The sequence below is a fragment of the Streptomyces sp. NPDC002156 genome (genome assembly GCF_053593675.1).
In genome coordinates this window covers 1-16,680 of record NZ_JBSFDA010000016.1, presented here as the reverse complement: position 1 = coordinate 16,680, position 16,680 = coordinate 1, and the positions used below count along the sequence as shown (strand labels likewise).

Annotated in this window: 15 protein-coding genes; 9 read left to right on the top strand and 6 right to left on the bottom strand. The window is 67.0% G+C overall.

Annotation, left to right across the window (positions count from 1 at the left end; all coding sequences use genetic code 11):
- Positions 1 to 547 precede the first annotated feature (547 nt).
- Together ACWCRB_RS10005 and ACWCRB_RS10000 are read left to right on the top strand one after the other, a co-directional pair.
- A complete protein-coding gene (locus ACWCRB_RS10005) occupies positions 548 to 1,222 on the top strand; it encodes an HAD family hydrolase (protein WP_450995580.1) in 675 nt (224 codons plus the stop codon).
- Positions 1,219 to 2,076: a DUF1932 domain-containing protein gene (locus ACWCRB_RS10000; protein WP_450995579.1), complete on the top strand. Its 858-nt coding sequence runs from the start codon at positions 1,219 to 1,221 to the stop codon at positions 2,074 to 2,076. Before ACWCRB_RS10005 ends, ACWCRB_RS10000 begins: the two co-directional genes overlap by 4 nt.
- Positions 2,077 to 2,100: 24 nt before the next feature.
- Here ACWCRB_RS10000 and ACWCRB_RS09995 read toward each other — a convergent pair whose 3' ends face one another.
- Both ACWCRB_RS09995 and ACWCRB_RS09990 read right to left on the bottom strand, forming a co-directional pair.
- Positions 2,101 to 2,661, bottom strand: a complete 561-nt coding sequence (locus tag ACWCRB_RS09995; RefSeq protein WP_329219690.1) for a phosphotransferase-like protein — start codon at positions 2,659 to 2,661, stop codon at positions 2,101 to 2,103.
- On the bottom strand, positions 2,658 to 3,698 hold the full coding sequence (locus tag ACWCRB_RS09990) for an AAA family ATPase (RefSeq protein ID WP_450995578.1): 1,041 nt from the start codon (positions 3,696 to 3,698) through the stop codon (positions 2,658 to 2,660). The genes ACWCRB_RS09995 and ACWCRB_RS09990 overlap by 4 nt, the downstream gene beginning before the upstream one ends.
- 425 nt (positions 3,699 to 4,123) lie before the next feature.
- Here ACWCRB_RS09990 and ACWCRB_RS09985 point away from each other — a divergent pair, with 425 nt between their 5' ends.
- Genes ACWCRB_RS09985 through ACWCRB_RS09975 form a run of 3 tightly spaced genes read left to right on the top strand, consistent with a single transcriptional unit; the run spans position 4,124 to position 7,146 of the window.
- Positions 4,124 to 5,485, top strand: a complete 1,362-nt coding sequence (locus ACWCRB_RS09985; RefSeq protein ID WP_450995577.1) for a hypothetical protein — start codon at positions 4,124 to 4,126, stop codon at positions 5,483 to 5,485.
- 42 nt (positions 5,486 to 5,527) lie between these two features.
- Positions 5,528 to 6,202, top strand: a complete 675-nt coding sequence (locus ACWCRB_RS09980) for a class I SAM-dependent methyltransferase (protein ID WP_450995576.1) — start codon at positions 5,528 to 5,530, stop codon at positions 6,200 to 6,202.
- A 20-nt stretch (positions 6,203 to 6,222) separates the two neighbouring features.
- A complete protein-coding gene (locus tag ACWCRB_RS09975; protein WP_450995575.1) occupies positions 6,223 to 7,146 on the top strand; it encodes a glycosyltransferase family 2 protein in 924 nt (307 codons plus the stop codon).
- A 63-nt stretch (positions 7,147 to 7,209) separates the two neighbouring features.
- Here the strand turns inward: ACWCRB_RS09975 and ACWCRB_RS09970 are convergent, their stop codons facing one another.
- Positions 7,210 to 9,849, bottom strand: a complete 2,640-nt coding sequence (locus tag ACWCRB_RS09970; protein ID WP_450995574.1) for a valine--tRNA ligase — start codon at positions 9,847 to 9,849, stop codon at positions 7,210 to 7,212.
- A gap of 444 nt (positions 9,850 to 10,293) precedes the next feature.
- On the bottom strand, positions 10,294 to 10,923 hold the full coding sequence (locus ACWCRB_RS09965) for a hypothetical protein (protein WP_329219702.1): 630 nt from the start codon (positions 10,921 to 10,923) through the stop codon (positions 10,294 to 10,296).
- Between the two features lie 395 nt (positions 10,924 to 11,318).
- Here ACWCRB_RS09965 and ACWCRB_RS09960 point away from each other — a divergent pair, with 395 nt between their 5' ends.
- From ACWCRB_RS09960 to ACWCRB_RS09945, 4 genes are all read left to right on the top strand, one after another.
- Positions 11,319 to 11,441, top strand: a complete 123-nt coding sequence (locus ACWCRB_RS09960) for a hypothetical protein (protein ID WP_329219709.1) — start codon at positions 11,319 to 11,321, stop codon at positions 11,439 to 11,441.
- 654 nt (positions 11,442 to 12,095) lie between these two features.
- The gene (locus ACWCRB_RS09955; RefSeq protein ID WP_450995573.1) at positions 12,096 to 12,782 is read left to right on the top strand and encodes a DUF317 domain-containing protein; all 687 of its coding nucleotides are present in this window, start codon (positions 12,096 to 12,098) and stop codon (positions 12,780 to 12,782) included.
- Positions 12,783 to 12,975: 193 nt separating this feature from the next.
- Complete coding sequence (locus ACWCRB_RS09950) at positions 12,976 to 13,350, top strand: hypothetical protein (RefSeq protein ID WP_329219713.1); 375 nt, start codon at positions 12,976 to 12,978, stop codon at positions 13,348 to 13,350.
- 84 nt (positions 13,351 to 13,434) lie between these two features.
- On the top strand, positions 13,435 to 14,133 hold the full coding sequence (locus ACWCRB_RS09945) for a hypothetical protein (protein WP_450995572.1): 699 nt from the start codon (positions 13,435 to 13,437) through the stop codon (positions 14,131 to 14,133).
- 245 nt (positions 14,134 to 14,378) lie between these two features.
- On the opposite strand, the gene ACWCRB_RS09940 is transcribed toward ACWCRB_RS09945, so the two are convergent.
- Both ACWCRB_RS09940 and ACWCRB_RS09935 read right to left on the bottom strand, forming a co-directional pair.
- Positions 14,379 to 16,106 carry a relaxase/mobilization nuclease domain-containing protein gene (locus ACWCRB_RS09940; protein WP_450995571.1) on the bottom strand — a complete coding sequence of 576 codons (1,728 nt, stop codon included), beginning with the start codon at positions 16,104 to 16,106 and terminating at the stop codon, positions 14,379 to 14,381.
- Entirely contained in the window at positions 16,103 to 16,633 is a 531-nt protein-coding gene (locus ACWCRB_RS09935; RefSeq protein ID WP_450995634.1) for a plasmid mobilization protein, read from the bottom strand. Before ACWCRB_RS09935 ends, ACWCRB_RS09940 begins: the two co-directional genes overlap by 4 nt.
- Between the last annotated feature and the right edge of the window lie 47 nt (positions 16,634 to 16,680).

Below are 16,680 nucleotides of genomic sequence, written 5' to 3'. Positions count from 1 at the left end.
GCACGCCACTGACATGTGGTGTCGGAGTCTGTCCAGTTATCGCAATTGAAGTGATCTGGGGCTTCCCCTGCAATCACGGACTCCGCGCTACGCGGGGGTGCGCCACGAGGCGCTGTGTGATCGAGCGGGGGTGGAAGGACTCCGCCGCCTGCCCGTCGAAGCGGGCAGGCGAAGCTGACGACAGCCTGACCTGGAGGAACGTCGGTGAGAGCGGCAAGCAGTCGTGACGAATTCGGGCCGGTCCAGCACTGCCGGATGGGCCGGGCTCGGAGAGCGAGACGGGAAGGCGTACACGAGGAACCGGTGTTGTTACGCCTCTCGATAGCCTGCCAGGTCACTCAATCCGGTGGATATGGCCTGGTTAGGGGCGCGTATCAGTTCTGTTGAGCTCTGCGAACCGGGATCGATCGAGCGCTCTGGCGGATCTCGCTCAGCGCACGCGCCACAAGGTCACCTTGAAGACTCCCGGCCCACGCCAGCCCGCGACCTGCAACTTCAGGTTGGACAACTCTCACAGAACCGACCCTCGCGCATTAGGGTGCCGGGTGTGCAGCGCCTCCTAGTTCTCTTCGACCTCGACAACACCCTCGTGGACAGGCAGAGAGCACTCGCCGACTGGGCCGCCGAGTTCACCACCCGGCACGGTCTGGAGGACGAGGAGCAGGCGCACGTCCTGGACATGGTGGCTGAGCGGGCCTATCCGTCCACCTTTGATGTGATCCGCGCCCGGTACCAACTAGCCACGTCGACTGCGGAGTTGTGGCGCGTGTACGTTACCGAAATCGCGGCCATGGTGTCGTGCCCGCCCGAGGTCCTCGACGGCTTGGACGAGCTGCGTGTGGCCGACTGGCGAGTGGGGGTGGCGACCAACGGTGCGGTGGACATCCAGCGCGCCAAGCTGTGGGCCACCGGTATCGCCGAGCGCGTGGACGGCGTCTTCGTCTCCGAGGAGGCCGATGCTCGCAAACCGCAGACCCGGCACTTCGCCCTGGCGGCGGCCCGCTGCGGCACCGTGCTGGGCGACGGCGGCTGGATGGTCGGCGACAACCCGGTCAACGACATCGGCGGCGGACGCTCTGCGGGGCTCAACACCATCTGGATCGGCAACGACCGCTCCTGGCCGCCGGACGATCCCGGGCCGGACCACACGGTGCCGCATGCACGCGCCGCCATCGACCTGCTGCTCCTGCACTCCGCCGACCACGCGAGGACCATGGCATGACGGACACCGTCGGGCTGCTGCACCCCGGCAGCATGGGATCCGCCTTCGGCGCCCAGCTGCGCGCCCGCGGCCACATCGTGCTGTGGTGCCCCGACGGACGCAGCGACACAACCCGCCGCCGGGCCGAGCACGCGGGCCTGGAAGCCGAGGCACTGCCGGAGCTCGTCTCCCGCTCTGACGTGCTGCTCTCCCTGTGCCCTCCCGCCGCAGCGGAGGACACCGCCGCCCAGGTAGCCGAGCTTGGCATGGTCGGCGCGGGCACGCTCTATGTTGAAGCGAACGCCGTCTCACCGTCGCGCGTGCAGCGAATCGCCGACTGCCTGGCCCCGATGCCGGCCATCGATGCCACCGTGGTCGGATCGCCTCCGGTGGGCGGCAAGTCCCCGACGCTCTATCTGTCCGGCCCTGGCGAGAAAGCCGACCGGATCGCCGAACTCTTCGCCGGCACCGACGTGCAGACCCATGTTCTGGGCGACAGCATCGGCCAAGCCTCCGCTCTCAAGCTCGCGTACTCCAGCTACCAGAAGGTCTCCCGCGTGTTGGCCGCCGTGGCGTACGGGGCGGCGGACACGTACGGTGTCGCGGACGAGCTGCTGGTGATCGCGGCGAAGCGCACCCGCAGCTACCTCGTGGAGACCGATTACATCCCCAAGACCGCTGCTCGTGCCTGGCGTTGGGGCCCAGAACTTGAGGACGCGGCGGCACTGCTCGCCGACGCAGGGCTGCCGGATTCCCTCATGCGCGCCGCTGCGGCGACGCTCGCCCGGTGGGACGGCAACAGAGACGAGCACCTGGATATCGCCGAGGCACTGGAAGCCCTGCGCGTCGAGGGGGACCTGGACAACCCGAGTTGAGCAGGGTGTATTGCGCCGAGTCCGTCAGGAGCGAGGTGACGTAGCACGGACGATGTCGTTGATCCTCTGTGCTGCTTGACGGGGTTCCGTCGCCTCCGTGTCTACGCGCAGCTCCCACTCAGCCTGCGGATGAGCCGCAAGATCGGCCTGAGTGGCGTCCCACGCGGCCAGCCGAGCCGCCGTGTCGGTGTCGCCCCGCTGCGGTGAGCGTCGGGCGGTGGTCTCCTTGGAGCACCACAGCAGAACGCGCACCCAGCGCGCCGGGAAGAGAGCGGCCACCTGCTCCATCCCCACCATCTGACCGAGGTGGACGACGGGGGTCCTGCCACCCTCCATGGCCTGGTCGAGGCCGGGCCGGTCGACGACGTAAATGTTGCCGTATCGGTCGTTGCGATAGATGACGTCGCCGCGTGCCTCCAAGACGGCCAGCTGCTCAGCTGTACTCATCCGGTAGCCCTCGGACTTCCCGGTCCCGACCTTCAGCCGGGTGAACGGCACGTACCGCGCGTCGAGTTCGGTGAGTGCGGCCGTGATCGTGTCCTTGCCTGTCGCCGGCGGCCCGTACAGCATGATGCCCTGCCTCACGGAAACATCGTCCCGAAGACCTGGCGTACCTGGTCCGTGAGCGATATCGCGGCGCCGAGCCGGTTGTCGACGACCAAGTGCGGTACGACGGGCCGCAGTTCGAGATCGATCCCGCTGGCGTACGTGTCCCAGTTCTGGAGTTTCCAGCTGTCCCGGGCGGCGGACCGGAAGCTGATGTACTCGTGCATCGTGTCGAGGTCGCACTGAATCCAGACGACAGCGACGGTGACGCCACGTGCTTCGCAGCGGTTGATCAGGCGCCGCATCCACCGAGGGTCGGTGGTCTCGGCGATGAAGGGGGCCGAGAGGACGGTGCTGATCGCGCAGTCGACGTTCGCGTACGCGGTCTCCAGCAGGCACTGGTACTCCAGCGGGCGGACCTTCTCCCGGTAGAGGTCGGTGTGCCGGTCGTTGGGCTCGCTGCCCATTTCAACAAGGAGGCGCTCGACAAGCGGGCGCGTGATCGGGTCCTTGTCGAGGACGGGCCACCCGGTGAGCTGCGATACGAAGCGGGCGAACTCCGACTTCCCGCTGCCCGCGTAGCCGCCGACCATCATCAGCGTCGGCCTGTTCGGATCACCGCCCGTGTGACGCCGCTTCCAGGCATCGAGGATCCGCTGTTGGACGCCCAGGCCGTCGGCGTCCTCCGCGCTCGGTGCCAGCTGGTGCAACGCCCGTTCCACGGCCAGGACATGGGCGCCGTTCTGCGGTTCGCTCGACGCGGTGAACTTGAGCTTCGTGGCCTCGTCGGGCAGAGCGTTACGGAAGCCGAGCTCCGGCTCGGTCGCGCGGTACAGCAGGCAGTACGCGCGCCGGTAGTGCGGCCCGGGATAGACCTCACCCTGCTCGTGCTGCCACAGCGTCTGAAAGTTGGCGGCCGGCACCGTGAGCCCCGAGGCCCTGGCCACCTCGCGCACCTGCTCGCCCGCGCCTTCGAGCGTCAGGCCGTGCGCCTCGCGCTGCTGCCTCAGCTTGTCCGGGCGCCACCCTGGGCGACTCTTACCCACCGCGCCTATCGCCTGCCCATCCCTGGTCATGATCCGGAGCCTAAGTCTGCCTGTCATGAACCCGTGTGTAAGCGGATGTTGAAAAGTCAGACCAACCGGCCATGAGCTGCTGATGAGCAGCTTCGGCAACAGCTTGTGATACTCCGCACACCCCCGAGCCGCTGTCATGGTCACACCGACGCGGCGATCGCTTACCCGCCTCGGTCTCCAGTATCCGTACGAGATCGGAGGGGCTCCGCTGTGGCTGTCGATCTGATGCCCGCGTCGTCGCAAAGCTATGCCGTTCTCTTCGTCTGACGGGCCTTCCAAGGGAGCGATGAACGGCGGCAGGCAGGGAATTCCCGACTGCTGAACTTGCAGTAACCGTGCACTGCAGCCTTTCGGTTTGTAGTGGCGTGCGCTCAAAAACTCACCGCATTCGCCATGCCTCTTGGGCATCCCTGAAAGGTGGACTCGTGATAGCGAAGCATCATCTCATTGTGGTCGGTTTCGATGAGATCGTCGCCAACAAGTACCTTCCCTGCATCAAGGGTGCCGTCCAGTCAGGCCATATCGACTCCTACTCCATCATCGACCTGGAGTGCCAGAGGTCGGCAATCGAACAGCGAGTCCATGCTATTGACCTGAAGCCGCGAGGAATTGTCTACCTCCCGGACTCTGATGCCCGGGTGCGGGAGACTCCGCAGGAAATCATCGCAGCGGCAGTGCGACGTCTCCGTACGCCAGGAATACCGACGAAGGTATACATCGCCACGGAAGTACGGGCGCATGAGGCATACCTTCGGTTCTGCGTGGAGAACCACATCAACTCGCTTGTCGAGAAGCCCGTGTTGGCGCCCATGGTGGATGGCCGCTTCAAGCCGTCGCACATCACCAAGACCATGGAGGAGCTCATCGGGGTCTCTGTCGACTCTCCGGCGGAGCACTCGGTCATGACCCTGAGTCGGTACCACCCGATCTACAACCAGAAGGTCCTCGCGTCGCTCAGAGAGAGAATGGATAGGTGGGAAGCTCCCCTGACTTCCTTCCATCTCCGGGCAGCCGGCGGAGTGTGGAATCTTCAGCGAGAGTTCGAGAGTCGCGACGATCACCCGTACAAGTACGGCTACGGGATGATGATGCACGGCGCGTACCACTACGTCGATCTCGCGACGCAGATCCTCTCGCTCAACTCCTCCTTGTTCCCTGAGCGCCAGTTCAAACTGGAGCTCAGCGGCTTCGGCGCGTTCCCCATCGACCAGCGCCAGCGGATGTCCCGGCCGATCACGAGGAGGTTCCAGGACGGCGATCCGCTCTGGCCAGATGACGCCGACGACGGCTTCCGGTTCGGCGAGACCGACGTAACCTCCACGTTCCGTCTCGTCGACATTGCGTCGGGCAGGACGGTCTCGCTCGGCACGCTGTCCTTCGAGCAGACCACCCCTTCCATCCGGAACTGGGACGAGCTCCCTCCGGATCTCTACAACGTGAACGGCCGTACTTCGAGCGTCGACATGGAGGCCCAGATCTCGACGCTGTTCTCCACGCACGTCCACTGCTACGACATCCCTCGTGGTGTCAGCGCAGACGGGATCGACGCCTTCGCCCGTGTGACTACGCGCGCCAACGCCGCTCTCCTCCCCGACGAGCAGTACGTGTCGGAGGAGTCGTTCGACGGGTTGTTCCACAGCGACAGCAACCGTCAGCTGATGGAGCACTGGCTGAACGGCACGGAGGAGCGGAGCTCCCTGGCCAGCCACCTCCTCCCGATGAAGGTGACCGAGGCGCTCGCCTCGGCGGTCCTCACTCCGGGCCGCCTGATCGAGGTCCCGTTCTAGTGGCTCGCAGTGCCCATCTCACAGTGACTGAGGAGGAGTTCAATGGCTGACCTTGTGTCGAAGGCGTCCGTGCATGCCTTCTACGTGGATGCAATCCGGCGGGGGAGGAACACGGCGGAGAACCTCCAGGCCCCGACATCGGAGCGGTTCAACCTGTTCTTGGACTCGGTCGGGGAAGGAACTCCGCGGACGGCTTTAGACCTCGGTTACGGCGCGGGGAACCACACCGTTGCCATGGCTCGGGCGGGGTACAGGGTGGTTGCTGTCGACCAGGTTCCCAGCAGCGTGCTCCTGGGACGGCTGGAGGGGCAAGGGGACTTGGCCCAGCGAATCGATGTACGTGAGTCGCTCGTTGAGGAGTACACGATTGACCGGGACTTCGGGATAGTCGTCGCCAAGGATGTACTGCATTACCTCGCAGAACCCGACGTCGAGTCCGTGCTGGAAAGCGCGGTCGCCAACGCACGGTCAAAGAACTATCACTACCTTGAGGTATTTACGTCGATCACCCGCAGATCCACAGCGGGTCGGCTCCGGCAGATCGAGGGTGAAGCAGGCTACTCGCCCGAGTCTTTCCAGCGCCTCATCGAGCGTATCTACCACGGGTGGGACGTCACGCTGCTCTGGGATGAGCACGCCGAAACAGACAGCCGAACCGGGGCCAACTGTTTCGAAGCGGTCCGCGCCACCGTCATTACGGCAAACACGTCGGCCTGATCAGGGACAGGGAGATTATCGTGAAGTCGACCACGCCAGTAGGGATCAGTTTCGTCATCCCCTGCTTCAACTCGGGCGATTACCTCATCGAGGCCGTGGATTCCCTCATCGGGCAACCGCACGTGTTCCCGTTCGAGGTCCTGATCGTGGATGACGGATCGGACGACGAGAGCACTCTCGGCGCCATCGCAGCATGCGGCGAACGACCGGAGGTACGTGTAATCCGCCTCGGCCACAGCGGGCACCACGCGGCCAGGAATGCTGGTGTCGAAGCCGCGCGCTTCGAGTACGTCATGCAGCTCGACGCCGACGACCGCCTCGCCACTGCACCAGAACTCCTCGTGGACGGCAGCTATCCGGACCGTGCGGTCGAGATCCTCCGGACGCACGACCACGTGGCCTTCGTGCACACGATGTCCCGCATGATCGGCGAATTCGAGGGCCTCACTATCTCCTCGTATCCGTGCCGGGAGGAGCTGGTGCTGCGCAAGCACCACGTGCCCACTTCGATCGTCTACCGCCGCGACGACGCCATCCGCGGCGGCATGTACGACCCGCAGGTACTGAAGTGGGGGGACTGGGCGTTTGCCGTGAACCTACTCGCCGGGCGTTTCCGCAACGGAGCGCACAACTCCATCGTGTGCATCTCCGGCCCGCTGCACGAGTACCGGGTGCACTCGCGCGGTCGGCGCGTGTCCAACGCCGCGATCTCCGAGTTCGACATGACCCTCCTCGTGGTCGAGAAGAACCTCGACCTGTTCCAGCACCACTTCCAGCGCGACGGCACTGCAGAAGACATTGCCCGCGACGTCCTCGCGTCGAAGCCCTCTCGACTCGACGACCTGATTCGCATGGCCACGCACGACGTCGAGCAGGCCCTGACGGTCGCACGTCAGAGGGAGTTCTCCCTGTCGAGTCCGTTCGAGTGCCTGGGAATCCCGTAACCGCCGCACACTCAAGCAAGAAGCCCCGGACCACGGTCCGGGGCTTCTTCACTGGCCTGGCCGCTAGGCAGACGGCAGATTGTCGATCTGGGTCTGGAGACGGACGATGTCCTCCTCCGCCTTGGCGAGGCGGGTGCGGATCTTGTCGACCACGTTGTCCGGGGCCTTGGCCAGGAACGTCTCGTTGCCGAGCTTGGCCTGCGCCTGGGCCTTCTCCTTCTCGGCCGCCGCGAGGTCCTTGGCGAGACGCTTCCGCTCGGCCGCGACGTCGATCGTGCCGGACAGGTCGAGTGCGACCGTGGCGCCGGCGACGGGGAGCGTCGCGGTCGCGTTGAAGTCGTCGCCCTCCGGCTGGAGGCGCAGCAGTTGGCGGATGGCGGCCTCGTGGGCGGCGAGCTGCGTGCCCGACAGGTCTAGACGGGCCGGGACCTTCTGACCCGGCTGCAGACCTTGGTCGGAGCGGAAGCGGCGGACCTCCGTGATCACTTGCTGGAGGTTCTCGATCTCTGCCTCGGCTGCCGGGTCGCGGAATCCGCTGTCCGTCGGCCAGTCGGCGATCACGAGGGATTCGCGGTCGGTCAGCGTCGTCCAGAGGCTCTCGGTGACGAACGGGACGACCGGGTGCAGGAGGCGCAGGGTGACGTCGAGGACCTCGCCCAGCACGCGGCCGGAGACCTTTGCCTGCTCGCCGCCCTCGAAGAAGGTGGTCTTGGACAGCTCGACGTACCAGTCGAAGACCTCGTCCCACGCGAAGTGGTAGAGGGAGTCGGCGAGTTTCGCGAACTGGTAGTCGTCGTAGTACGCGTCCGCCTCGGCGACGGTCGCGTTGAGCCGGGACAGGATCCACCGGTCCGTGGCCGAGAGCTTCTCGACGGGCGGGAGGTCGCTCTCGATCGTGGCGCCGTTCATGAGCGCGAAGCGCGTGGCGTTCCAGATCTTGTTGGCGAAGTTCCGGGACGCCTGGACCCAGTCCTCGCCGATCGGCACGTCCGTACCAGGGTTGGCGCCCTTGGCCAGGGTGAAGCGGACGGCGTCCGAGCCGTACTTGTCCATCCAGTCCAGCGGGTTCACGGTGTTGCCGAACGACTTCGACATCTTCTTGCCGAACTCGTCGCGGACCATGCCGTGGAACGCGATGGTGCGGAACGGGACTTCGCCGTCCATCGCGTACAGGCCGAACATCATCATGCGGGCGACCCAGAAGAACATGAGGTCGTAGCCGGTGACGAGGACGGAGTTCGGATAGAACTTCTCAAGGTCCGGGGTCTGTTCCGGCCACCCGAGGGTGGAGAAGGGCCACAGGCCGGAGGAGAACCAGGTGTCGAGGACGTCCGTGTCCTGGGTCCAGCCCTCGCCGGTCGGCGGCTGCTCGTCGGGGCCGACGCAGACCGTCTCGCCGTTCGGGCCGTGCCAGACCGGGATGCGGTGTCCCCACCACAACTGCCGTGAGATGCACCAGTCGTTGAGGTTGTCGACCCAGTCGAAGTACCGCTGGGACATGTCGCCGGGGTGGATGTTCACGCGTCCGTCGCGGACCGCGTCCCCGGCCGCCTTGGCGAGCGTCTCGACCTTGACCCACCACTGCAGGGACAGGCGCGGTTCCAGCGTCGTCTTGCAGCGCGAGCAGTGGCCCACCGAGTGGACGTACGGGCGCTTCTCGGCGACGATCCGGCCGTCAGCGCGCAACGCGGCGACGATCGCGGAGCGGGCCTCGAAACGGTCCAGGCCCTCGAACGGACCGTGCACCGTGATGACACCGCGCTCGTCCATGACGGTCAGCGACTCCAGGCCGTGGCGCTGGCCGATGGCGAAGTCGTTCGGGTCGTGGGCCGGGGTCACCTTGACCGCGCCGGTGCCGAACTCGGGGTCGACGTGGGTGTCCGCGACGACCGGGATGCTGCGGTTGGTCAGCGGCAGCTTGATCTGCTTGCCGATGAGATGCGCGTACCGCTCGTCGTCCGGGTGGACCGCGACCGCGGTGTCACCGAGCATCGTCTCGGCGCGGGTGGTCGCGACGACGAGGGTCTCGTCGCCTTCGCCGTACGTGATGGAGACGAGTTCGCCGTCGTCGTCCTGGTAGTCGACCTCGATGTCCGAGATGGCCGTCAGACAGCGCGGACACCAGTTGATGATCCGCTCGGCGCGGTAGATCAGACCGTCGTCGAACATCTTCTTGAAGACGGTCTGAACGGCCCTGGAGAGACCCTCGTCCATGGTGAAGCGGTCACGGCTCCAGGCGACACCGTTGCCGAGGCGCTTCATCTGGCCGGCGATCTGCCCGCCTGACTCGGCCTTCCACTGCCAGACACGGTCGACGAATGCCTCGCGCCCGAGGTCGTGGCGGGACTTGCCCTCCTTGGCGAGCTCACGCTCGACCACGTTCTGCGTGGCGATTCCGGCATGGTCCATGCCCGGCTGCCACAGCGTCTCGTAACCCTGCATGCGCTTGCGGCGGGTCAGGGCATCGATCAGCGTGTGCTCGAAGGCGTGCCCGAGGTGCAGGGAGCCAGTGACGTTCGGCGGGGGGATGACGATCGTGTACGCGGGCTTGTCGCTCTTCGCGTCGGCCTCGAAGTAACCGCGGTCTACCCAGCGTTCGTACAGCATCCCCTCTACCTCGGCCGGCGCGTACTGAGTCGGCAGTTCGGGGGAGCTGTTTAGCCCGCTGTCGGGGCGCTGAGTGTTGTCGGTCACGACGGCCATTCTAGGGGCCCGGGGTCTCTGCCTTCGCCGGACTTTCTCTCCGAGCGCAGTCCCTGGCCAGGGCATGAAAGTGGCCGCACGAAGGCAGTCCAAGTGTGACCAAGAACGCTCTCGTGCGACCGTGAACCAGTTTACCCGCTTCGGCTACTGCCGGATCGCCCGATTGCAAAGATCTCGGCGTCGGAGGAAAGCTCGACTGTCGTCCGTGCTGCTTCTGTCGTGATCGGGGCGGGGTCACTGGCGGGGCGGCCGTGTGCTGGTGTAGCAGGCTCGGCAGATGGGCCGGCGATCTGACTCACACACCGGAGGAGGACGTCGCTGACGGCTCGGCGGTGTCCAGGTCCCGAGTGGGCAACTGCTTCGGTCGGCAGTTCACGTGGGCCACGACCGGCCTGGTGGACGTGGGTGATGATGGCAGTTGCACGCCCGGACCGCCCGATCGGATCATGAAGTCCAGCCGTGGCCCAGGGCGAGTCGGCCAGCCCGATGCATTTCGCGCTGCTCAGTGATCCACCGCTCGACCTGATCTACGGATTTCGTGACCGGCTGGTCCGTGGTGTCGAGCAGTTGAGTGCGCCATCGGGGATCATCGGCGTGCCACCTGGTCCAGCACTGCCAGGCCATCTCGGGCCAGCTGTTGTCGATGACGACGTCGGGCCGGTGACGGGGGTCTAGGGCGTGCTTCCGGTGCCATGCGGCCCAGCCGATGAAGGCGTCGACCGCCGGAGCGTCCCACCGGCCGGGGTCACGCTCGGCGAGTCGAACGCGCCGGACCTCGTCGGCGACATCGACCAGGCATACGGCGATGCCGTCCAGTAGTGGCGCGGAGGGCACAGCGAGGACTTCGCCCAGGGGAGACTGCCCGGTGAGTAGGAGGTCAATGCCACGATCCTGGTACTCCAGCGCGCGTTGCACCCACAACTCGGTCATTCGATGGCGCCAGTGAAGGTCGGCGCCCTCTGGCACACCGAGTTCATCGAAGTCGTGCACGACGATCTGCCGGAGCCTGCCAGCTGTGGCGTTGGCGAGCGTCGTTTTGCCCGAGCAACTGGATCCGGTGAGCTTGAACAACATTGCCCCAGGGTGCCAGCGCCTCGGCACCTCCCTCGACCGGTTTCTTCGTGCTACCCGCCTCCGTCGGCTGCTGAGCAGCGCCACAGCCACCCGGCCAGATCCAGCCCAGTCGCGGGCACGGCTACCAGCGGGCACTGGTAGCCGTGCCCGCTCCGCGTCTACCGCCTGGGCTGATGGTGGGGTGCCACTGCATCAGTGACCTGTCTCACCGGAGTTGGGCCGTGTCTCACTGAAGATGGACAGATGCTGGTCCGTCTCATCGAAGGTGGACAGCAGGCGCGCGACCAGCTCGAAGTGGAAGGGCAAGGTGTCCTCGATCTGGGGAAAGCGCCGTCGTGCGGTGCGTGTCGCGCTACTGTCCCCACCTTGCGACACTGACATGTTGGGAGATAACGATGGACCGGACAGAGCTACAGGCCAAGATCGACGAGCTGATGCGCCAGTACCACGACGAGGAGATTGACGGCGCAACCTACGCCCAGGCGATGATGGAGTTGACCGCCTCCGCCCAGGAGTGATGCCCGGTCCGCAGTTGATCCTCTCGGCATAGGTGCGCAGCCGACCCGTCTCACCGAAGGTGTACCGATGCACGGTAGCGCTGGTCACGCCCGATCTATCGAGTACTTGGCCAGGGCCTCGGCGTCAGCGCGAGGCTACGGAGGTCTCACCGGCAGGCGCCTTTCCGGTGTCGGGGGTCGGCGCACCATCGACGGTGAGTTCCGACTCCGGCTCCACTTTCGAGCTGGTCGCGCGCCTGCTGTCCACCTTCGATGAGACGGACCAGCATCTGTCCATCTTCAGTGAGACACGACCCAACTCCGGTGAGACAGGTCAATCAGTTTGTCCGCCGACATCGAACCCAGTCCGTGGAATTCCTTGACATCCAACGCAGTCGTCGCAGGTCACGGCGTTGGTGAGCGGGGACGGCCTCATCAACGCCCTTGACAATCAAGTTAGTCGCCGCAGGCCAGCGCGGGGCGGACGACTGGATTCGCTGTCCAAGGACAACAGTTCGCCGGGGGCAGACAGGAAAGATCCCGCAAAGACTGGTGTGCTGCTGCAAACCATGTCAACGTACAACGTCTTGACGGAAAACCTCCCCTGAGCCCACGGAGGCGCCCCTGCACCCGCACCACTCCAGCGATCCTTCCCGTTCCGACTCGTCGGACCCGGTGTACTCGGTCACTCCCCGCCACCTGGCCGGTGACGACGGCGTACTCGCCGAGCGGATCGGCGACACCCTGGCCGGCCTCGGCTGGCGCATGTGGCCTACGGCCCGCCACACCCTGCTGTACGTGAGCCCGGACGGGCTGCGCGGCGCCGAGTGGATCCTCGCGGCCTACCCGTTCGAGCTGGGCGGACTGCCCGTTGCCTGGCAGTTGAGCGCCCGCCCGCATGCCGCTTCCGCGCTGACGGAGTGGAATGCGTACTTCACCGCTGGTATCCCTCCCGAGGCGCTCGCCGATCTCCTCATAGCGCTCGACGCCCGCGAGGCGCCCCACGTCAGCTTCGACGGGCCTGAGACGGTCATCAACGCGCTCAGTGCCCAGGGCTGGATCCGCGACGTGGACCGCCCCCGCACCACCGCCACAGACCCCGGGTTGTCCTCCAGCGTCTCCATGGAGATGCTGCCGCCGCTCATCGAGGACGCCGACCCGCGCCCTGACCTGGTGGGCTGGCAGGCGTGGGCGGAACCCGTGCTCGGCGCCTCGTACCTGTGGTGCGCGAGCTTCAGCGCCAGTGTTCCGAACGACTTGGTGGCCGTGTTCGCGTCATCGCTTGCCTCACCGGTCCCGGTGCCCCGCCGCACCGTGCCCAAGGGCGCCGAGGGCCGGCTCACCGTCGTCCGCCGCAACTGACGACACCGCTCCCCGGAGCAGGCTGTGGCGCTAGCCGTAGCCAACTTCCCTGAGTTTCAGCAGGTGAGCGCGGGTGCGCCCCGTGCCCTGCGCTCACCAGAAGACAGAGAGGAAGAAGATCTTGTTCTTTCGACGAGCTCGCGCGGACCGCGCATTCCATGAAGCCCAGCGCGCGGGCTACACGCTGCTACAGATGCACAGCCAACCGCCCCTGCCCGACAACGCCGACGGCGCGGCTGCGCTGGCACCGGCCGCACCCGAGGGGGCGGTGTCCGAGTTCCTGCCGCCGGATCTGCGGGTCCCGTCGCGACAGGAGGTGGCCGGGCTGATGATGCGCTGGGAGCAGCCGCTCGTCATCGACTGCGAGGTCCGTACGTGCCCCGCGTGCGGCTCGTACCGGGACTGGATCGTCTTCTGCCTGCGTGACGACTCGGTGTGGCTGCGTTGCCGGGCCGGCCACGAGACGAGGGAGTCCGGCCTGGACGCGGCCTGGTACAACCGCAACTCCGGGCCGGTCGACCGGTTCCATCCCACCCTCGAAGACGGCCTGCGCCACCTCGGCCACTGAGCCCCCACCCCCTGCTACCCGCCGACACCGTAACCGGGTCGGTTCAGTCAGACCATCCGCTCCGCAGCACCCTGGGGGTTCCGCATGCGTCGTCACACCATCACCGCTCTGTGTCTGAGTGCCCTAGCCGTCCCCGCCCTGGCGGGCTGTTCCACCGTCTCCTCCACGTCCCCTAGGAAGGCGTCCTCGGCGACAGCCCAGGCGCACCGCGCCGCCAAGGGCGCCGCGGTGTCCGCGCTGCTGTCCTCGGCCGAGCTGAGCAAGCGCCTCCTGGACGAGAGCGACCTTGGCGAGGGCTACACCCGCAAGCCGCAGCAGCCCCAGCGGCACGACGACGTCACCGTGTCCGGCTGCCCGGCCCTGGACAAGCTGGGCGGCGACGTAGCTGTCGGCGGCAGCCTCGACTTCCCCCGCAAGGCGAAGGCGTCCTTCGCCTATGAGGGCGGCAGCAACTCGGAGGTGGCCGAGGAGCTGTACAGCGGTACCGAGGACAACCTCTCGAAAGGCGTGGGTCAGATCTTCGAGGCGATGACCTCCTGCCCCACGTACCAGGTGCTCGTCGGCGCCACCCCTATCACGGTCACGACGCGGAAGCTGCCCGCCCCGAGGCTGGGTGACGAGCGGTGGAGCCAGCTGCTCACCTTCACCGCTGGCGGTCGCGCCAGCGTGGTCAAACAGACGGCCGTCCGTACCGGGACGGTGGTCGTAGCAGTTTCTGGCAGCGCGGCCCTGGTTGACGCCCACCTGGCGAAGGCCGTCGACAAGGCGCATGGCGCTCCCTGACGCCGATGGGGACTCGACGCCATGGGACAGCGCTTCGCGCCCCGGCGTTCATCCTCGGTCCAGGTACTCGGAGTTGACCGTTGGTGGATACGGCTTAACGAGGCCGAGCGTCTCTGAACGTGGGGCCGTTGCTGGCTGTTGGCATAAATGCGTGATGGGCCCGACCGGGAGAACCGGTCGGGCCCATCGTGCAACGCGCAGCCGGTGTCGTCAGCGGCGTGGTCGGCTACGGACCCGTGTCGGGATCAGCGGCGCGGTGCGCGTGGTGCCGAAGGCGCTGCGATGTGCGGAGTCGGGGCCTGGCCGGCCGGGAGGAGGCTGGCCTGGGTGGGTTCCGGGGGCGACGGCGCGTAGGCGGGAAGGCTGGCCATGTGACGCAGGCGCCAGACCAGGACGTCGCTGATGGAATCGGCGGTGCCCAGTTCCCTGCGGGCGGCGGCCTCGGCGAGTAGGGCCTGCGGGTTGTGGCCTGCCTTTGTGGCGTCGGCGAGGGTGGCAGCCAGGGCGTCCCAGCCGGGCTCGGCCAGGACGGTCTCGGCGAGGTCGGGCAGGGCGGCGCGCACGGTGGTGGCGTGGTGGTGGCGCAGGGACGGGGCGATACGGCGGCCACGTTCGCGCAGCACGGTGAGGGGTTCGGTGGCTGCCTGCTGGTAGGCGGCCCGCAGGTGCTCGGCGGTCCGGTGGGCGGCCTCGGCCTGTTGGGCGTGCTGACGCTGGGCGTGCCAGTGGGCGGCGGCGATGGCGAGGAAGATCAGCGTGTCCAAGACCATCGCGGTGCCGGCCCCGTCCTCGCCCCGGCCGAACGCGGGCCCGCCGTAGACAAGGTCGCGGGCCGCGCGACGCAGGTCCTGCGCGTGGCGGAACTCGGCTCGGGTGTGGGAGCGGGAGGCCCGCTCGAACTCCCAGGCCGCTTGGCGCAGTTCGTTGCGGGTGTGGAGGGCGGAGGTCTTGGCGAGGGCGTCGAGGGCCTCGCCGGTGGCGGCGATCTGGGCGGCAGTCGCGCCGTCGTCGCCGCTGTGGTCGAGGACGAGCAGTGCTGCCCAGGCCGCGTGGGCGGTGGTGCGCCGTGCCGCAGCGGGTGCCGAGGGCGCGGTGGGGCGTTCCGGCCGCTCGCTGTCGGCGGTCTCCGCTGGGGCGGAGTCGGTGGTGAAGCGTTTCTGGATGCGGGGCAGGGACAGGTCGGGGGCGAGGGTGGATCCGGCGTAGTAGATCGGCTCCTTGTCCTCGTTGCGGTCGTCGGGCAGGGCGACCTTGTAGCCCTTCAGGTCACCGGAGGGCATGACCTTGACGCGGACGAGAAGCCCGGCGTCCTTGAGGCGGCCGAGGAACTCGTCCGTGGAAGCGGCACCGGCCACCGCGCGGCGGACGGTCTCACGCAGTTCCTCGCGGGAGGCACGTTCCTTGCCCAGACGTTCGGCCTTGTGCCGCTCGGCGCTGGTGGTGCACTTCGCGGCGGTGCCGTCGCCGGGGGTGACGCGGTGGAGGTTGTAGTCGGCTTCGATGAGGCGGGCTTCGGCCTGGGCGCGTTTGCCGGAACGGTGGTGGTCGGGGCGGCGGCCGTCTTCGCGTACGAGGGTGGCGACGATGTGGATGTGGTCGTCCGCGTGCCGGACGGCGGCCCAGCGGCAGCCCGCACCGTCGCCGGGGTCGATGCCGGTGGCCGCGACGATGCGGCGGGCGATGTCGGCCCACTGTTCGTCGGTCAGGATCGGGTCGTCGGGGGCGGCGCGCACCGAGCAGTGCCACACGTGCTTCTCGGGTCGCTGGTCGGCGTCGAGCAGATGGAGGGGCTGGTCGAGGAGCTGCTTGAGGTCCTCCGTCGTGGCCGAGGGGTCGCGGCCGGGGTCGGGTGCCATGTGGTCGAAGGAGGCGACCAGGTGCGGGTCGATGTGCTCCTCGTGGGTGCCCTTGCCGTAGAGGTAGCGGAGCAGGCCGAGGGTGCGGCTGCCCTGCTTGTGGATGCTGGGGATCAAGCCGCCTCGCCTTCTTGCTCTTGGCGGTTGGTGACCCGGTCGGCGGCCTTCTTCACGGCGTGGGCCGTGCAGTGAATGTCGGCAAGCACTTCCTTGAGGTGGGGTACATCGCCGCCGGAGTTGAGGGCCTTGGCCACCTGGTTGAGGTTGCTGCCGGCCCAGCCGAGCTGACGGCGCATGGCGAACAGCTCTGTGAGCACATCGCGTTCGGTGGCAATGGTGGCGGCAGTGCGGGACTGGTCACGGGCGGCAGCCAGCGCGGAGTGAGCGAGGAAGCCGGCCAGACTCATGCCGACGGCATCGGCGCCGACCTGGATGATGGCGTGCTCTTGATCGCTGAGGCGGACACTCTGGGCAGGTCGCTGCTTCTTGTCGCGCGGACGCGCCTTCCCCTTGATCTTGGTCCGGCGCTTGCGGCCGGCCTTCCCTGGCTGCGATCCGCCCTCGGTCGCAGCCTTCCCGTCCGGCGCCCCCTGGCGCCGGACGGACCCCCCCCCAGAACGGAATAGAACACGTCTGAAAACCAGTCACCACTTAAGCAATCTCGTATTCCGTAATCTTCTATAAAATATTC